Here is a 15874-nt window from a genome sequence, read left to right as displayed (position 1 = left end):
CGCTTTATGTTGAGGAACACGAAATTCAACAGAGTAAGTCGTTGCGCTAACGAGACACGATAACTCAATAACGACACACGGGCAGATCAGCGTGGGATTTATGTTGTTTATTCAGGAGGGTTTTTTATTGTGGGTTATGAACTGGATATTAAAAAAAGGGTACATGAAGTTATTACACAGAAACAATTATGTTCAGTTATGAATGACACTAAGTGGGGAAACTTACAAAGTGATGTAATAAATAAACTCCCTTTTACCCCGCCATATCAAGCTAAGTATGTATTAGATGATGTACTTTATCCAGAGAACTTTGAAACCGACGTCTGGTATTTAGGGGATTGGATAGAAGGACTTTCACCTTTTTTTTCTGTAGAATGGATACGGGTTAGACCAAGGTATCAGAAGCACAAGGGGAATCTGCTTCCTCCTGAATTAATTGACATAAGTAAAGAATTTCTTTCGATTTTACATGAATTAAGAATTCCGTATAGAGAAGAAAACAATACATTTTTCATTTATGGATACATTTCAAATACTTCTCACTTTTCAAAGGTAATCAATTAGCTAACGGGACACGATAGCACAATAACAACTGCTGCCGGCTTTATCTGAAGCCTATTAAAGTAACGGGCAGAATAATTCAACAATTCAATTCTTGAAAGGACTTTACCTTAAAAGCCTAGAATAATCAACTTATGTATTTCTACCAAGTAAGGAGCTACTATAAATGCGGATTGTTGTAACTGGCGGAGCAATTATAAGAGATAGTAAAGGAAAAATTTTATTGCAGCAAAGATCCGATTACGGAGACTGGGGATTACCAGGCGGAGGCATGAATCCAGGTGAGACTATCCAAGAGACAATGATCCGGGAAGTTATTGAGGAAACAGGATTAACTGTTACGGATTGTGAATTTTACGCTGTATATAGCGGTCCAAGGATGGAATACTCCTATCCTGATGGCAACAAGGTTGTTTTTGTTATGTTTCTTTTCAATGCCTGGACTGATTATAATCAGTATTTATCTGAGGATGGGGATGCGATAAGATATCAGGACGATCTATGCGAATCGTTGAAATTACAGTTTTGGGATATTAACGATATCTCACTGGATCAAATAAACAAAGTTCAACGACCAGTCTTTGAAGATATGCTAAACGGGAATACAAATATACTTAGATCTTAATACACCAGTTCGCTGAACTAACGGGACACGATAGCTCAATAAGCACGAAGAAACGGCAGCTGATGAATTGGCTGTCTTTTTCTCAACTCCCTCAAGAACTTTGATATAATATGGGTATCTGGACTATAAGTATGAAAGGGGAGTACAACAATGAATAAAATATTGCGCAGCAGCTCGGCGGAAGCTGAGATTAATACTCTTGGGGCGGAACTGATCAGCTTCAGAAAGCTGGATCCGGAAGCTGAATACATCTGGAGCGGTGACGCCACGTATTGGACAGGCCGTTCTCCGGTGCTGTTTCCCATTATTGGTGCGGCCCGGAACGGAGAGATTAAGGTGGACTGCAAAGCCTATAAGATCGGCAATCACGGATTCGCCAGACGCAGCGAATTTACGCTGGTCCAAGAAAGCGACACCCACGCGATTTACCGCCTCTCTTATGATGAGAAAACCCTGGCCAGTTATCCTTTTAAATTCAACCTATATATTACATATAAACTGAATGCAAGCACACTGGAACTTAGTTACCGGGTGGAAAATAGCGATGAACAGGATATCTTCTTCCAGCTCGGAACCCACCCGGCGTTCAATTGTCCGCTTGATGACAACGGTAGCCTGAACGATTACTATCTGGAGTTCGCTGAATCGGAAAACCTTGAAAGGTTGTTCTTGAATTCGGACGGCCTGCTGATCAGCGGCAAATCGGAGCCCGTTCTGAAACAAGAGACCATCCTGCCTTTATCCCATGAAATGTTCGCCGAAGGCGCATTGATTTTCCGAAATGTGAGCTCTCGGCAGATTTCGCTTAGAAGCAAGCACTCCTCCAAAAGCGTAGTTGTCAGCTATAAGGGTTTTCCCGACCTCGGCATTTGGCAGCCTTTGAACGCTCCCTTCATATGCATCGAGCCTTGGCAAGGAGTAGCGGATATGGACGTCTTCGAAGGTGAACTTCAAGCTAAAGAGGGAATAATCACCCTGGAGCCGGGGGCGAATTTCACAAGCTCCCTGACCATAGAAATCAACTGACGATCCGAAGGGATCTGCAGGGTTCTCAACTGGTTAAGCTCGGCTCCATACCATTGCAAAAAGCATCAATCTATTGGAGAGGGCACTGAAGAACTTACGTTTTTCTTAAGGAGTATGTATAAACTTCAAAAAAGAAGACATTCAACCCCATTTTTAGGAAGAATGTCTTCTTTTTTAGCTCTATTTTATTCAATTTATCCCTATCTTTTCAATCTGTTAACTTCAATATCCGCTTTAAGTTCACGGCGAATATTGTCATCGCACCTTGTAATTCCATACCAATCAGACCCGAGGATGTAGCTACATCATACCCGTGCTCATGTTTAAGTTCGCTATTCTTCGCTTCAATTTTGTAGCGTTCCTTAGATTTTTCTTTAAAGTACTCTATTTCCTGGAACGCAATCTGTTCCGAATGTTCTTCAGATTTAATCGTTGCAGAGTAGGTTTTGCTCTTCGATCCTTCTTTATAACAACCCTCTTTAAACGGACAACGCTTGCACTGTTCCACGTTAAAATAATAGGTGTCTGCTTGGTTTTTGTCGATGCCTTTCTTGCCCTGTTCTCTTTTTTATTGAAGTAGGCGTCAAATCGTGGATGCCGTTGAGCTAACGGGCAGGATAGTTGAATGATTTCGCGAATAACTTAAGTCATGACGAATTTACGAAGTTCGCAAAAAAGACGTTAGCCGAAAGAAGTTCTTAGTTTAGGAGGAGTCTATATGATATTAGAAAAAGTTATAAATAGAATTGTAATACAAAGTGAATATAAGGATTTTGTTGATAAGTATATAGAAAATATACTTACCGAATTTAAAGGTAAGATTCATAGCATTTATATGTGTGGCTCGATTCCAAAAGGAACTGCTAAACCTTTTAAGTCAGATGCAGACTTTACTATTGTATGTGTAAATCCCAAAGATATTGATTACGAAAGATTGTCAAATATTAAAGACAGGCTTTTGGAAGAATATCCAGTAGTAACTAAGATTGATACGATAATTTGCTCGATTGACGATGTATTAAGTAAACCAAATGAGTGGGGTTTTTGGGTAAAGATAATTTGTGTTTGCATATATGGTCATGACGTTGGTGAAAAAGTACCACCGATAATTATTTCTCCAGAGTTCATTTTAGACTTAAATACAGAGACCAAGGAGGAAGTAGATCGTATACATAGTTTACTTTCTAATGCTAATGATAACACAATGAAAGCTAGATATATTAAAGGTTACTCTAAGAGATTAATTCGTGCATTATACTCTTTGGTTTTAGAAGATACAGGTGTATGGCAAGATGACATTATTAATATGAAGAATGCCATATTAAACTATTGTGAGATTGACTCCGCTTTAGTTGATTATCTGTATGCTTGTTACTTGGATAGTAATGTACTTGTTGAAGAGTTTCTGGGAATTGCAGATGAAGTATATAGCTATTTTGAGAACGCATTAAATGCAATGGCTGCTTCCAGAACTTCCTTCGGCTAACACCATATTGACGCTCCGGGTCACTCTCAGAAGCGAGTGACCACATCCAGCCCCCTAAGCCCGTCGGGACGTCACTGCATTAGGTGTTCGGCAAGCCTCACAACTATAAGCAGCGACTCTAATTAAAACATAAGACTATTGAACTAACGGAGAACTTTAGTTGAATGATACACATTAATGAGCAGGCGCTACGGTAGCCTGCTGTTTTCATTGAAGTAACGGGCAGGATAACTTGGACAAGTCACGGAGATTTGAATATGAAGATTGTTAAGGGATGTGTTATTAAAATGAGTCTACAATTGGTGCCATTAAATATTCCGTCAGGTTGGACTGTCTTATGGAATCATTTTTATGAAATTAATCCCGATGACTTTCATGACGACTCATTTCCTTATGTATGGGAGCTACATGAGGATATATTCTATTTAAGAAATGAAAAGACAGGTTTGATTTTGGATTTAGGATGGTATCCAGCTATGCGTTCAGAGGGTGCGTATACATTGAATTTAGTGAAAATTGGTGATGAAGAAACTGGACCCGAATATTGGGCTAACCCTATTTTAAAATATTGTTCCCGCAAAATTAACGACATAACAAATATAATCCATGAAGTTCTCAATAAAGAGCAATAGGATTCGTCCGAAGCAAAGTAAATCATTAAGCTCACGAAGAACGACAGTAGAATAGCGGCTGCTTCGGCAGCCGTTTTTTATTGTTCAATTAGCCGGCAGAATACTTACAATTTGTGGCGCTATAGCGTCACATTATTAGCATTAGGTTATGTAATGATATTCTGATACTCAAAAAATTGGAATAATGTGGGTAAAGTGGGATGATGGAAGAAGTACTCAATAAAAAATAGAGGAGGAGACAAATATTTCATGGGCAACGACTTTTACAGAAAACTAGGTGCATCCTTTCTAATTTCCGCTGGAGTAATCTATGCGATTGAACGAGTAGGCTCTTTGATAGCTCGCAGCCATGAAATTGCAGCGTTGTACGAAGCAAATATGTTCAATGCCCTACCTGAAACTCATATTACAAGCTTCTTCGATAATATCTTTGTGCCAATCCTTGCGTTTCTCGGTATGATACTTTTTGTATATGGGTTTCCGAAAAAAATCAAATGAGATAACTCATTCAACGCGATGTGAGCACATAATGAGTTGTACCATAAAGTTACAGTGGAGGTGCTTAGGTGGTGGAAAGAAGATGGGGTATTGTCAAATGGTACAAAGAAGATAAAGGTTACGGACGGATAATGCTAGACGGGCAGGAAGGTAACCATGTTTTTGTACACTTCAGCGAAATACTACCAGACCCTATTAGGTTACCGAACGGCTTTCGGTTCCTTAAAGAGGGTCAAAAAGTTGAATTCGACCTATTCGAGTTTCCGAATATAGTTGATTCTCAGCGTAGGACAGCTAAAAATGTGCAAATATTAGAGGAATGAAGGAATCGAGACTTACTTGATGAATGTATGGACTTTCGGGAATCATAATTAAGCTAACAGGAGACGATAGTTCAATAAACGCGATAAGGCAGCCAATCAGTCAACATGATCGGCTGCCTTTGTTCAATTAGCGGGCATTTATCTTCAACTACTAAATTACAGTTTTCTTGCTTTGATTACGAAAGTTACAGGAAGCATCTTTGCTTTTTTTGCAAAATCGTCGTTATCGTCCCGCATTTGAATAATTTCATCATCAGATTGCTCAATCATTTCTTCAATAACAAATCCCGCTTTTGAGAGCGCATTCACATAGGTTGATAGTTTACGGTCAGCTAATGTTAGCGTACTTTCGTCAAGAGTTACCGAATACCAAGATTCATCGAAGTAACATTTTTTAAAAACAAGCATATCATTTTCTGCAACAACACATTTGTGTATAGGGTGAGACCAACTGAAAATAAATACGCCGTCTTTTTTTAGGTAAGAAGCAATCCTGCTAAAAGTACCCTCAAGATCGGTTGTCCAGCCTATAGCATAAATCGAATAAACAAAGTCAAAATAATCCTCAGGTAGGCCACATTTTTCTTCCATGGGAGAACAGATTAATTTTGCTGAAAGTCCGTGATCTGACAAATATTCTCTTGTTTTTTCGATTTGGTTTTCTGATATATCCATACCCCATAGTTCAGATGCTTTACGTTCCCCGAGATATTGCAATGATTGACCGCTTCCACAGCCTATCTCCAACATCTTTTTTCCTGAAATATCGCCAAAAAGCTGGCATTTTTCTTCTGAGACGAATGCTCCATATAAAGGAAGTGCGGTTGCTCCTAAAATATCATTTCCTTTTGTATCCCAAAATAAGCTGTTAGTTTCATGAATAACATTCTTGTCCATATCGACCGAGATTGCGCTACCAACCTCGCCAGCGCCTATAATATTTGTTCTATAAACAGAATTCTTGTCCATGCCAGTACCATCCCCCAATATAAAAATATTAGTCTAAATGTATATCCTGACTTGCGCGCTATTGATTCCAAAATAATGTACCATTTTTCTATGAATACATCCACCTAAAATCTTCCATACTGCATCCATTGGATCTAGTAGACTCATTGCGCTAACGGGACACGATAGTGGAATAGCGGTTGCTACGGCAGTAGTTTTTTATTTGTTCAATTAATGGGCAAGATAGTTGAAAAAGGAACTTAATTTTAAATCTCGAATATTTATTGAGAACGGATAGCTAAAAAATTGATGACAGACAGGAGATAAATACGATGATCAAAGGTTTCGGAGGAATCTTTTGGAGAACTAAGAATCTTGAAGTTATAAAAAAATGGTACAGTGAGGTCTTGAAGATTGAAATAGATCATTGGAATGGGACTGTGATAAAGCCCCAATCAGGAAATGAGACTATCTTTTCTTTCTTTACCGAGGATGACAGTTATTTTCCAACAGAACAACAAGTGATGTTAAATTTCCAAGTACATAATCTAGACGAGACTATTAAGCATCTTGAGCATATTGGTATACCACTTGCAAAGAAAAAAGAAATTAGTGAATTTGGAAAGTTTGTTTGGATTGAAGATCCTGAAGGTCGACTGATCGAGCTTTGGGAGAAATAACGAGTTGTGTAATAAAAATGAGTTGACACAAAAGTAGTTAGGGACCATACTACATATATGAACAACAATAATAAAAAAATAAATGACATTGAGGCTATTCCCTCGCTTGTACAATCCAAGCGTCAGATTGATCGCTATAACCTAGACATAGACGCACAGGCTATACTCGTCGCGTCTAGGCTAATGGCAGCGGGAGCCATGCTTGGACACGCCTCAGAGATTCATTTCTCTAGATTCGGTTTATCAACAGGGCGTTATCGTTTATTGGCAGATCTTGAAGATAACGAAGGAGAAGAGTTGCCTTCGCAATTAGCGGAGCATCTAGGCGTTACACGTGCTACAGTGACTGGTCTTATCGACATTCTTGAACGAGATGGGCTAGTGTCTCGGCGATCAAGCTCAGACGATGGCCGTCAGAAATCAGTCGTCTTAACGGAAGAAGGAGCGAAGAAGCTCCGTGAAATGGCTCCTGAGCATTTCGCTCGGTTGGAAGCAATGGTGGGCTTGCTCAACATCGAAGAACGCAGCGTATTTCTCGACTTGCTAGGTCGAGTTACACAAGGCATCTCAGCACTTACGGGCGAATTAGGCTCGAAACCAAAGGGAAACATCAGTAATGAGTAGAATGGGCTAGTGAAGCTAGCCTATTTTTACTCTTATATAGTTAGGCACCTAATTATATCTAGCTGAACGCAATCATTGAACTACTTCAAAGAAGAAAGGAGCAAGTAAATGAACCAGATGAAATACTCGAATCAGACAGATGATGTTTACGGCATCAAGGCTGCTGGTTCCAAGAAAAAGACTTTTGTACTATGGCGTGAATTTGTAATGGCCTATACTGCTCCTGCCATTATGGCAGGTATCGGGGGATTGGTTACTGCAGATAGGGGGCTTCAAATAGCGGCATTGACCACAATTGGCGGCGCATCGGCCTTGATGGCCTTGATGATTGGCCTTTTGTTGCGCAGCCGAGTGGGCCATTTGCGATGGGTCATCTGTGCACCTCACTTGGTTGTAGTAGGGGTATTCGCAATGGCCGGGTCCTCATTTGGACTATACGCTGCATGGGTGACATCTGTTTTTGTAGAATTTATGATTCCGATTAATTACTTGGCCTGGGTCGATCGTGTATGGATCGATTTCCCGTTGTCTGGATTCATAGCAAGCACGATAGTGACATGGCGGTGGCGACTTGCCGTCACAACTAATTTTTCATCTAAAAGGAGAAGATAAAAAATGATAGTTATTATGGGAGCAACAGGTACGATAGGTAGTGCGCTTTTGGAACGTTTAGTTGATCTTGGCGTTCCTGTCAGGGCGCTAAGCAGAGAGCCAGAGAAGTTGCGTGATCAGATCGGAGAAAAAGGCCGATCAATTATCGAGGTCGCTTTTGTCGATGCTTCTGACCCCACATCGATGCGCCGCGCGTTTACAGATGCTAGCCAGCTCTTCCTTGCCATGTCCAACAGTCCAAGACAAATCGAATTGGAAACCTCTATCATTCAGATTGCCGCCGAATCTGGAATCAAACACATCGTAAAAATATCCAGTCCTGCCTTTGAGCATAGCTCTCCAGTGGCAGTAGCGGGCTGGCATCAAGAAATTGAGAAAACGCTGAGAGAATCGGGTCTCACGCACACCGTATTGCGCCCCTATGCGTTCATGCAAAATTTAATACGCTTTGCACCAACGATTACAACCCAAAATGTTTTCTTCGGCTCCATGGGCGTTTCACCGTGTAACTTTATAGACTGTCGCGATATTGCAGACGTTGCCGCAGAAGTTCTGACCAACCACGAGGTATCAGGCCATATATATACGCTTACTGGTTCGGAGATTTTCAGTTATCCCCAGATCGCGAGTCGACTATCTGCCCTGCTTAATCGGCCAATAAGTTACATCAACTTGGAACCCCAAGAACTACTCCGTAATCTTATCGAGCACGGGAATCTGCCTCCTTGGCTCGCGAACCACGTTGTGGAAATTCAAACCATGTCTAGGATGGTGCCAGAAAGTCCAAATAACACTGTAAAGGGCTTGCTTGGCAGAGAGCCACGCACGCTAGACGCCTTTCTACATGAGTGTGTAGAAAATTTCCGGTAGAGGCGGAGCCCACCTATTCTAATATTTGTATCGTTAGCAGCGTTTTACTCCGATTTTAGTTAAGTCATTGAGCTTACGGAGAACGTTAGTGGAGGAGCTTCCTTTATGGTAGCTCTTCTTTTTCATTTAAGCTAACAGCAGGTTAACGGAATGGACCGCAGTCGAAATAATTTTGCGTCATCTGGCTCGGTTTTGTTCCGACACGCTGTCCGCGAACCAGTTTCGGCTTGAAGATGGGAACGAGATATCGTTTACTCGATCACCTGTATCGAATAAAGAAAGATGCTATACCGAATACGAAAAAAAGATGACCATTTTGTTGGGTCGGCCTCTAATTATTCTATCGCGGTCAGGATAGATTAGTGATTATCGACTTAAAAAGTAGTTATGTAAGGTTCGATAAAAATTGATTATAACTATGAATTACCAAACGGTTTATCGAAAAAATAGTAAAATAATACTGTTAAGTACGAGGGTTATCGAGAGGACTTTTATTTTGATTATCCTTTCTGAGTCTATATAAGTACATGTTTTTCCTAATGAAAATTATTTTTTCTCCAATGTAACATTGTAATGAAAGAGGGGATGGCGTTGATTGAACATAGCAATCTTGAAGAATATCTGGATCCGGTAAATTATGATCTTGAATTTGACGGTGAAATGAACAAATATCAGTTCTATCTTGAGCTTGCAAGATCGAGTCCTGGCGAAGTGTTAGAACTTGCTTGTGGTACAGGCTTAACAACGATACCCCTGTCGAAAGCCGGCATAACGATGACTGGTGTAGATATCTCTTCGGCGATGCTCGCATATGCGCGGCTGAAGGCGGAAGGGTTGACTGTTACTTTTATGGAAGGCGATGCCCGTACCTTCGAATCGGACAAGCGATTTTCGATGATCTATTTGACTGGCAATGCATTTCAGGCATTCTTAAGTGATCAAGATCAAAGCGATTTACTTACTACCGTTCACAAACATTTACAACCCCATGGAATCTTTGCATTCGAGACCCGTAATCCGGAGGGAACGGATTTATCCGATCAAGAGGAGACAGGATGGGGGGCCTTTATTGATAAGGATGGGCAAAACGTCAAGGTATCAGGCACACAATGTTACGATGCTAGCCAGCATATCATGCATTGGGTCACGATTCGTGATTGGGGAGATAAACGAACGACTTCCCGAATTGCTTGTCGATTCACAGATCAGGCTACGCTGCAATCTTTATTAATCCGTCACGGCTTTCGCGTCGAACATCAATATGCTGACTGGGATAAAAAGCCGTTCTCTCCGTCATCTTCATCTATTATTAGCGTTTGTAGGAAATGTTAGGAGAGACGTAATGCATTGCAATAGGAAAAATCCCCTCAGGTCGAGGGGATTTTTGGTGATCCTAGCAGATTCCCCCTTAGAGTCCGCCTTTATTCAACTAGACGGCAAGATAGCGTAATAGCCTGTCTGAAAATATGGTACAATTTGTAATACTAAAGCGAGGTGAAAGAATTTGAGGAATATTGTTGAGGACTCACAGTTTCTCAGTGAAAGAGCTGAGATGATGTACTATTTTCAAGATGAATTTTACATCTCTGAGAAAACTGAAATTATTCATTCAACTTCAGGAAAGTTCAAACTTGAAATCCATCACTATAACCATGTTGAAGGTTTTATCAGACATAATTACACAAAAGGGATTGTTACGGATAGTGAGCATAAAATCATCGACATAATATATAGAAATTATGACCCATTCTTATTCAGTTGGTTGGAGGTAAATGGCACAGAATATCTGTTGTGTGGGTTAGATTATCAAGGGTATTCAATTGTTAATTTATCAAATAAAGAAACCAATCATTATGTTCCCGAAGAGGCTTATAAAGGGCATGGATTTTGCTGGGGGGAAATAATATATTTTCAACAAAAAAAACTAATAGTGATTGATGGATGCTATTGGGCATGCCCCTATGAACTTGTTTTTTATGATTTTTCTAATCCTATGAATGTACCATATAATGAATTATTCCGTGTGGATGTTGATAGCGTATTAAATTGGGATAGTTGGAAAGATTCCTGTAGGGTTATATATCTTGATAATGAAAACAACGAGACAGAATTTGTATTTTAGAAACTAAGCTAACGGAGAACGATAGTGAAATAGCGGTTGCTTCGGCAGCCGTTTTATTTGTTCAACTAATCGGGTAGTATAGAGAAACCTATTTTTGTAAATTATGGTCTGATTATTATAGAGTACGTATTAGCTCCAGTCCTAAGGATTAAGTAGGATTTATGAAAATTACAGCAAAACTAAACTTATGATCAAAGGTGAATGCAGATGGAACAACTGAAAATTGAACCCTATAAACCCGAAAGGGACGAAGCTTCAATCACAGCCATGTTGTGTGAAAATGAACAATTTAATGTGTTTCAACAGAGTAACAAAATGCTCTCAGACGGTATATTTGTTGCTCGTTACAACGACTTAACGGTAGGTTTTCTCTCTTTTGATGGTTTTAAGAGAAGAGCGTTGACGACGATATTTGTTAACGAAGAATATAGAAGAATGGGTATCGGTGCCACACTTTTGGAAAAGACGGATAAAATACTTTCTCAAAACGTAGCAGTAGAACGTTCGATAGGTTTCTGTATAGATGGCGACCGTTGTTCTCAGCAATTTTTATATAAGCATGGTTATTACATAAGTTATTCATCCTTTATCATGGAGCGTGAAGGTGTACTTCTTCCTGAAACTAATATTACTGTAAGGCAATACGAAGATGATGATTATGTAATATGCCATAACATTTGTGAAATAGCTTTTTACGAAATGCATGAACGCGTGGGTATTCTTCCGTCTTACTATTATCCTCCTAATGAAACGGAGCGGATGAGATTCGCCGAAGATAGAAGCAATAGATTCGTGATGCTTATTGATGGTGAAATAGCAGCAGTCGGAATTATTGACGGGTTTGAACTGAGTCATGTGTCTGTTCGTCTAGATCTTCAATCACGAGGATACGGAAGAGCTTTTATTTCATTTCTTGTAAATGAAATTGTGCGAAGGGGTGGGGAAATCGTGACACTCGGGGTTGTGAAAGGCAATCCTGCAATAAAATTGTATAAGAGTCTTGGTTTCAAAGCAAAGTCATTAAACCATTGGGTAACAAAATATTATAAGCCGGACACTCGATTGAGCAGACCACCTAGCGATATATATCCTCAAATGACTCGTTGAGCTAACAGGTAATGTTAGTGGAATAAGCATAGAATATTATTAGAAGTGTTCGATATTTCAGGAGAGATTGGAGAAAGTATGAAGAAGGTAGACTGGATTAAAGTAATTCTAATAGTATCGCTATTCGGTAATGTTGTCTTATTTATGAATTAGAAAAAGGATAGTAGAAATCAAGAATTGAAATATGAATTATTGAATGCTAACATTCACCGAGATCTAGCTCAACTTGAAGCAACTATACAGTATCAACAAGATCATAATTGGAATAATGAAACTCTTGTTACACAGAAACTAGATGATGCCATCGATTCAATTATCTTACACAGTGGAATGGAAAGAGATAAGGATAAGGAAGATATCCTTATGAAAATGTACGATTAAATGAACGAGTTCAAGGTTGGTGACGAGATTTTAGATGTAAACCTAAATGATAAGCAACGCGCCGATTACATCTATTTAGGTGAGAAGCTTCGATCTAACGGGTGGACGTTTAATGTAGGATATGATACAAGCTGGGAGACCTTTGCATCTAAAGTAAAGGAGTTGGTAACGGAGTCATAGATGTCACAAGTCTGTACTGGATTGCACGGATACGGATTAACTAGTACAGCAAGACTCACATGGATCTATACAAACATTTTAAAAGAACTTATTTGAACTAATGGGAAACGTTAGTTTTATGAATACAGAGAGGCTACGGACATAAGCCTGCGTTAGTTCGGGGATTGGGGAATTAATTATGATATGTGAGAAGAAATCTAAGCGTCTTGGAATTGTTCGATCCCTTGTTTATGAAATGCAGAGCAGCTTCAAGAATCAGAAAGCTTGGGCTCATCTTTCAGGAGTGTCTACCTTCGCTTCGATGCTCGCTATGAGAAGAGGACAAGATTCGGAAATAGCTGCGATCGCGGGGGTGCTACACGATTTTTATTTCTATAAAACTGGAATAAATACCTTTCCTGGTCACAATAGCGCAGACGCGGTAAGACCTATAATACGTAGCACTCAAATCTTTACCGACGAAGAGATCTCAGTAATTCTTAGATCAATCTTTTATCAAGAAGATAGAAATCGAGTTCATGGACCAGATGAGGAAGTTATTAAAGACGCTATTTTATTGCAGAGGTACTTTCAAAATACAGGAAATCATTTACTTAAGACGGAAATACATAGACTACAAAATGTATTTATTGAATTAGGGATTCAGGAGGGAAATGTAGATACAGAATTAAACGTAGATGTGGAAGCATTAAATAGAGAAACTAAAGACAGACGACTTATGCTGGCTGATTTTGCGGAAAATCTCGCAGAGCAAAACATAATCGGGGTACCGGAAGATGAACGTTATCGGGAAATTTGCAAGTATTGGCCGGACTCTGGTATCTATAAAGTACTAGAAGGTAACTGGTGTGCTGCATTTGTATACTACTGCTGTATGCAGGTTGGAATACTTCTTCCAATTCGATATCCTAACCGAATGTATCGTCTAGCTGGGGTTGGTGCGTGGTTGGATTGGGCTCAGCTGCACGAAACTAGATTTTTCTATGACGCTAAACAAGAAGGATTTATTCCAGCACGTGGTGATATTGTTATTTTCGATAAGCTTCTCTCCGATAATTCTCACGATCATATCGGAATTGTTTTAGCTTGTGAAGACAATGAAATTTTGATTGCTGAAGGTAATAAAGACAATAAAAACTACTCTAGTGTCTCATTCAGGGGTAGAGATCATTGTATACTCGGATATGTCCGAATAGATAACGGCTACCGTTATCATTTCAATGGAGAGTATATACCCTTTAGTTATTGATTTCGAGCAGTTATTACGCTAACGGATAGGATAGTTTAATAAGAGTTATGTTGAGTTTTTTTCGGGCCAGTTTAACCCAAAGGCGATAAAATGGTAATAAACCGATTAGGGAGGCAAATCCATGATTGATATTGAAAGAATTAAAGAGATTATTCCTCATCGGAATCCATTTCTCTTGGTCGATAGAATATTGGAGATTAATGAGGGGAAGAGAGCTGTTGGGATTAAAAATGTAACCATTAATGAACCTTATTTTCTCGGTCATTTCCCTGACTATCCCGTAATGCCTGGAGTCTTAATTGTAGAAGCACTGGCACAGGTCGGTGGAGTCGCTATGTCTAACGTTGAAAGCAACAATCATAAAATAGGCTTACTGACTGGTATTGATAATTGTCGTTTCAAACGACAAGTAAAACCAGGAGACCAACTCCTTCTTGTATTTGATGTAATTCGAATCAAGGGACAAATCGTCAAAGGAAAGGGAGTCGCCACGGTAAATAATGAATTGGTATGCGAATCTGAAATAATGTTTGCATTCAGTTCGATTTAGGTTTTAAGGTAACGTGAAACGATAGTTGAATAATACATATTAATGAGCAGGTGCTTCGGTATCCTGCTCTTTTCATTAAGCTAACGGTCAGGCTAGCGTAAACAAAATGATCAAAAGTATTAACCATACGTAGGTAATTACATTTCGGGATTAGCGCAATGATTTTCGGCAGCTTCGTTTGGTTAACGGGGGGGGGAGTTTAAGTAAATGTAAATATTTACTTGCGAACTAATGTTCGGTATAATAAACTTGATTCCATTACAAAAAGGAGATGTTGGATATGTATAAACACATTAAAGATTTTACCGCAACTTGGCAAAATGAAACGGAAGCAACAATGCGGACACTGGAGATGCTGACCGACGAGTCTCTTGGCCAACAGATAACAAGCGATCATAGAACGCTTGGACGTGTTGCATGGCACCTTGTACAGACGTTGCACGAAATGCCATCTCGGACGGGACTGTCTTTCGAAGGACCGAGCGAAGATATGCCGGTGCCAGCTTCGGCAGCAGACATCGCGTCAGTCTATAAGAGGACCTCACAAGCGCTCCTTGATGCTATACAGTCCAGTTGGAAAGATGAGAATCTGCTTATCATGAGCGATATGTATGGTGATCAATGGCCAAACGGCTTAATGCTGGATATTCTCGTAAAGCATGAGATTCATCATCGTGGTCAGATGACAGTCCTGATGCGTCAGGCAGGCCTTCGTGTGCCGGATCTTTACGGCCCGACAAAAGAGCAGTGGGCCGAGTACGGAGCGCTACCTCCAGTAATTTAGAGTAAGATTATATCCGCTTTGGCCGTTTGGCTATAGTGGGATTTATAAGTATTTTATCATAGGATTGAAAGTGGTGGCTTGAATCATAGACAAGAGGATACCATCGGACTGAAACTGTTGATTCTATTGAACTCCCATGAAAATTAAATTAGCTCAAAACCTGAAAAAGAGCATAATAAAATAGTTCGACCTTCTTCGCCAGCCGTACAAACAGTATAGACAGGGGTACCCATTTTCATCCTCTGTGGTGCAGCGCCGCTCTTGCGCTGCATGAATGGCTAACGGGTAAGTTGAGCCACGCGGATTGAGGTTAAGATTTATTGAACTAACTGGATACTATAGTTTAATAGCATAAATTGTTGAGCAGGCCGAAGCCTGCTTATTTTATTGAACGGTTAAGCTGCTTGCTTAAGGGGCATACCTTTGTGTGGGATGTAAGCTTTTTTGTCTTGTGCAAGCTAACTACTCTTTTACTGTCGGGTATTAATTAAAAATATCTTTTACCAAGCTCACGAATATATTTCCTATCAAAAACTTCGAAGCCATTACGATCGTAACGATTACAAGACCGATGACATTGCCAAGGTTTTGTTTTTTAACATCATTCATTCTGCAA

Annotated in this window: 20 protein-coding genes and 1 pseudogene; 18 read left to right on the top strand and 3 right to left on the bottom strand. The window is 39.8% G+C overall.

Annotated elements, in window-relative coordinates:
• The first annotated feature begins 129 nt into the window (after positions 1-129).
• The 3 genes from NYE25_RS08290 to NYE25_RS08280 all read left to right on the top strand — a co-directional run bounded on the left by NYE25_RS08290 (position 130) and on the right by NYE25_RS08280 (position 2212).
• Positions 130-564 carry a DUF6678 family protein gene (locus NYE25_RS08290; protein WP_341145658.1) on the top strand — a complete coding sequence of 145 codons (435 nt, stop codon included), beginning with the start codon at positions 130-132 and terminating at the stop codon, positions 562-564.
• A gap of 163 nt (positions 565-727) precedes the next feature.
• Positions 728-1186 carry an NUDIX domain-containing protein gene (locus NYE25_RS08285; RefSeq protein WP_341145657.1) on the top strand — a complete coding sequence of 153 codons (459 nt, stop codon included), beginning with the start codon at positions 728-730 and terminating at the stop codon, positions 1184-1186.
• Positions 1187-1336: 150 nt separating this feature from the next.
• Complete coding sequence (locus NYE25_RS08280; protein WP_341145656.1) at positions 1337-2212, top strand: aldose 1-epimerase family protein; 876 nt, start codon at positions 1337-1339, stop codon at positions 2210-2212.
• Between the two features lie 208 nt (positions 2213-2420).
• Here the strand turns inward: NYE25_RS08280 and NYE25_RS08275 are convergent.
• Positions 2421-2777: pseudogene (locus NYE25_RS08275) on the bottom strand (transposase); the annotation flags it as partial.
• A 153-nt stretch (positions 2778-2930) separates the two neighbouring features.
• Here NYE25_RS08275 and NYE25_RS08270 point away from each other — a divergent pair.
• From NYE25_RS08270 to NYE25_RS08255, 4 genes are all read left to right on the top strand, one after another.
• Positions 2931-3698, top strand: coding sequence for a nucleotidyltransferase domain-containing protein (locus tag NYE25_RS08270; protein WP_341145655.1), 768 nt, complete (start codon positions 2931-2933; stop codon positions 3696-3698).
• 257 nt (positions 3699-3955) lie between these two features.
• Positions 3956-4330, top strand: a complete 375-nt coding sequence (locus NYE25_RS08265) for a hypothetical protein (protein ID WP_341145654.1) — start codon at positions 3956-3958, stop codon at positions 4328-4330.
• Between the two features lie 249 nt (positions 4331-4579).
• Positions 4580-4828, top strand: coding sequence for a hypothetical protein (locus NYE25_RS08260; protein ID WP_076287095.1), 249 nt, complete (start codon positions 4580-4582; stop codon positions 4826-4828).
• 71 nt (positions 4829-4899) lie between these two features.
• A complete protein-coding gene (locus NYE25_RS08255) occupies positions 4900-5151 on the top strand; it encodes a cold-shock protein (RefSeq protein WP_340970662.1) in 252 nt (83 codons plus the stop codon).
• Positions 5152-5307: 156 nt separating this feature from the next.
• Here NYE25_RS08255 and NYE25_RS08250 read toward each other — a convergent pair whose 3' ends face one another.
• Positions 5308-6120, bottom strand: a complete 813-nt coding sequence (locus tag NYE25_RS08250; protein ID WP_340970660.1) for a class I SAM-dependent methyltransferase — start codon at positions 6118-6120, stop codon at positions 5308-5310.
• Positions 6121-6431: 311 nt separating this feature from the next.
• On the opposite strand from NYE25_RS08250, the gene NYE25_RS08245 reads away from it, so the two are divergent.
• The 11 genes from NYE25_RS08245 (at position 6432) to NYE25_RS08195 (ending at position 15258) form a co-directional block, all read left to right on the top strand.
• Positions 6432-6779: a VOC family protein gene (locus NYE25_RS08245; protein WP_076287092.1), complete on the top strand. Its 348-nt coding sequence runs from the start codon at positions 6432-6434 to the stop codon at positions 6777-6779.
• A 57-nt stretch (positions 6780-6836) separates the two neighbouring features.
• Positions 6837-7403, top strand: a complete 567-nt coding sequence (locus tag NYE25_RS08240) for a MarR family winged helix-turn-helix transcriptional regulator (protein WP_042189233.1) — start codon at positions 6837-6839, stop codon at positions 7401-7403.
• 108 nt (positions 7404-7511) lie between these two features.
• Complete coding sequence (locus NYE25_RS08235; RefSeq protein ID WP_341128565.1) at positions 7512-8015, top strand: hypothetical protein; 504 nt, start codon at positions 7512-7514, stop codon at positions 8013-8015.
• Between the two features lie 3 nt (positions 8016-8018).
• Positions 8019-8885: an SDR family oxidoreductase gene (locus NYE25_RS08230; RefSeq protein WP_341145653.1), complete on the top strand. Its 867-nt coding sequence runs from the start codon at positions 8019-8021 to the stop codon at positions 8883-8885.
• Between the two features lie 591 nt (positions 8886-9476).
• A complete protein-coding gene (locus NYE25_RS08225; protein WP_341145652.1) occupies positions 9477-10217 on the top strand; it encodes a class I SAM-dependent DNA methyltransferase in 741 nt (246 codons plus the stop codon).
• 172 nt (positions 10218-10389) lie between these two features.
• On the top strand, positions 10390-11007 hold the full coding sequence (locus tag NYE25_RS08220; protein WP_341124842.1) for a hypothetical protein: 618 nt from the start codon (positions 10390-10392) through the stop codon (positions 11005-11007).
• Between the two features lie 207 nt (positions 11008-11214).
• Complete coding sequence (locus tag NYE25_RS08215; RefSeq protein WP_341145651.1) at positions 11215-12114, top strand: GNAT family N-acetyltransferase; 900 nt, start codon at positions 11215-11217, stop codon at positions 12112-12114.
• A 381-nt stretch (positions 12115-12495) separates the two neighbouring features.
• The gene (locus NYE25_RS08210; RefSeq protein ID WP_341145650.1) at positions 12496-12675 is read left to right on the top strand and encodes a hypothetical protein; all 180 of its coding nucleotides are present in this window, start codon (positions 12496-12498) and stop codon (positions 12673-12675) included.
• Between the two features lie 178 nt (positions 12676-12853).
• On the top strand, positions 12854-13924 hold the full coding sequence (locus NYE25_RS08205) for a CHAP domain-containing protein (RefSeq protein ID WP_341145649.1): 1071 nt from the start codon (positions 12854-12856) through the stop codon (positions 13922-13924).
• 121 nt (positions 13925-14045) lie between these two features.
• Entirely contained in the window at positions 14046-14474 is a 429-nt protein-coding gene (gene fabZ / locus NYE25_RS08200; RefSeq protein WP_076287072.1) for a 3-hydroxyacyl-ACP dehydratase FabZ, read from the top strand.
• A gap of 280 nt (positions 14475-14754) precedes the next feature.
• Entirely contained in the window at positions 14755-15258 is a 504-nt protein-coding gene (locus tag NYE25_RS08195; RefSeq protein WP_341053303.1) for a DinB family protein, read from the top strand.
• A gap of 483 nt (positions 15259-15741) precedes the next feature.
• Here NYE25_RS08195 and NYE25_RS08190 read toward each other — a convergent pair whose 3' ends face one another.
• Positions 15742-15867: a hypothetical protein gene (locus tag NYE25_RS08190; protein ID WP_341053304.1), complete on the bottom strand. Its 126-nt coding sequence runs from the start codon at positions 15865-15867 to the stop codon at positions 15742-15744.
• Positions 15868-15874: the final 7 nt, after the last annotated feature.

This window comes from Paenibacillus sp. FSL E2-8871 (genome assembly GCF_038000345.1).
GTDB lineage: Bacteria > Bacillota > Bacilli > Paenibacillales > Paenibacillaceae > Paenibacillus_AQ.
This window is presented reverse-complemented; position numbering and strand designations above follow the sequence as displayed.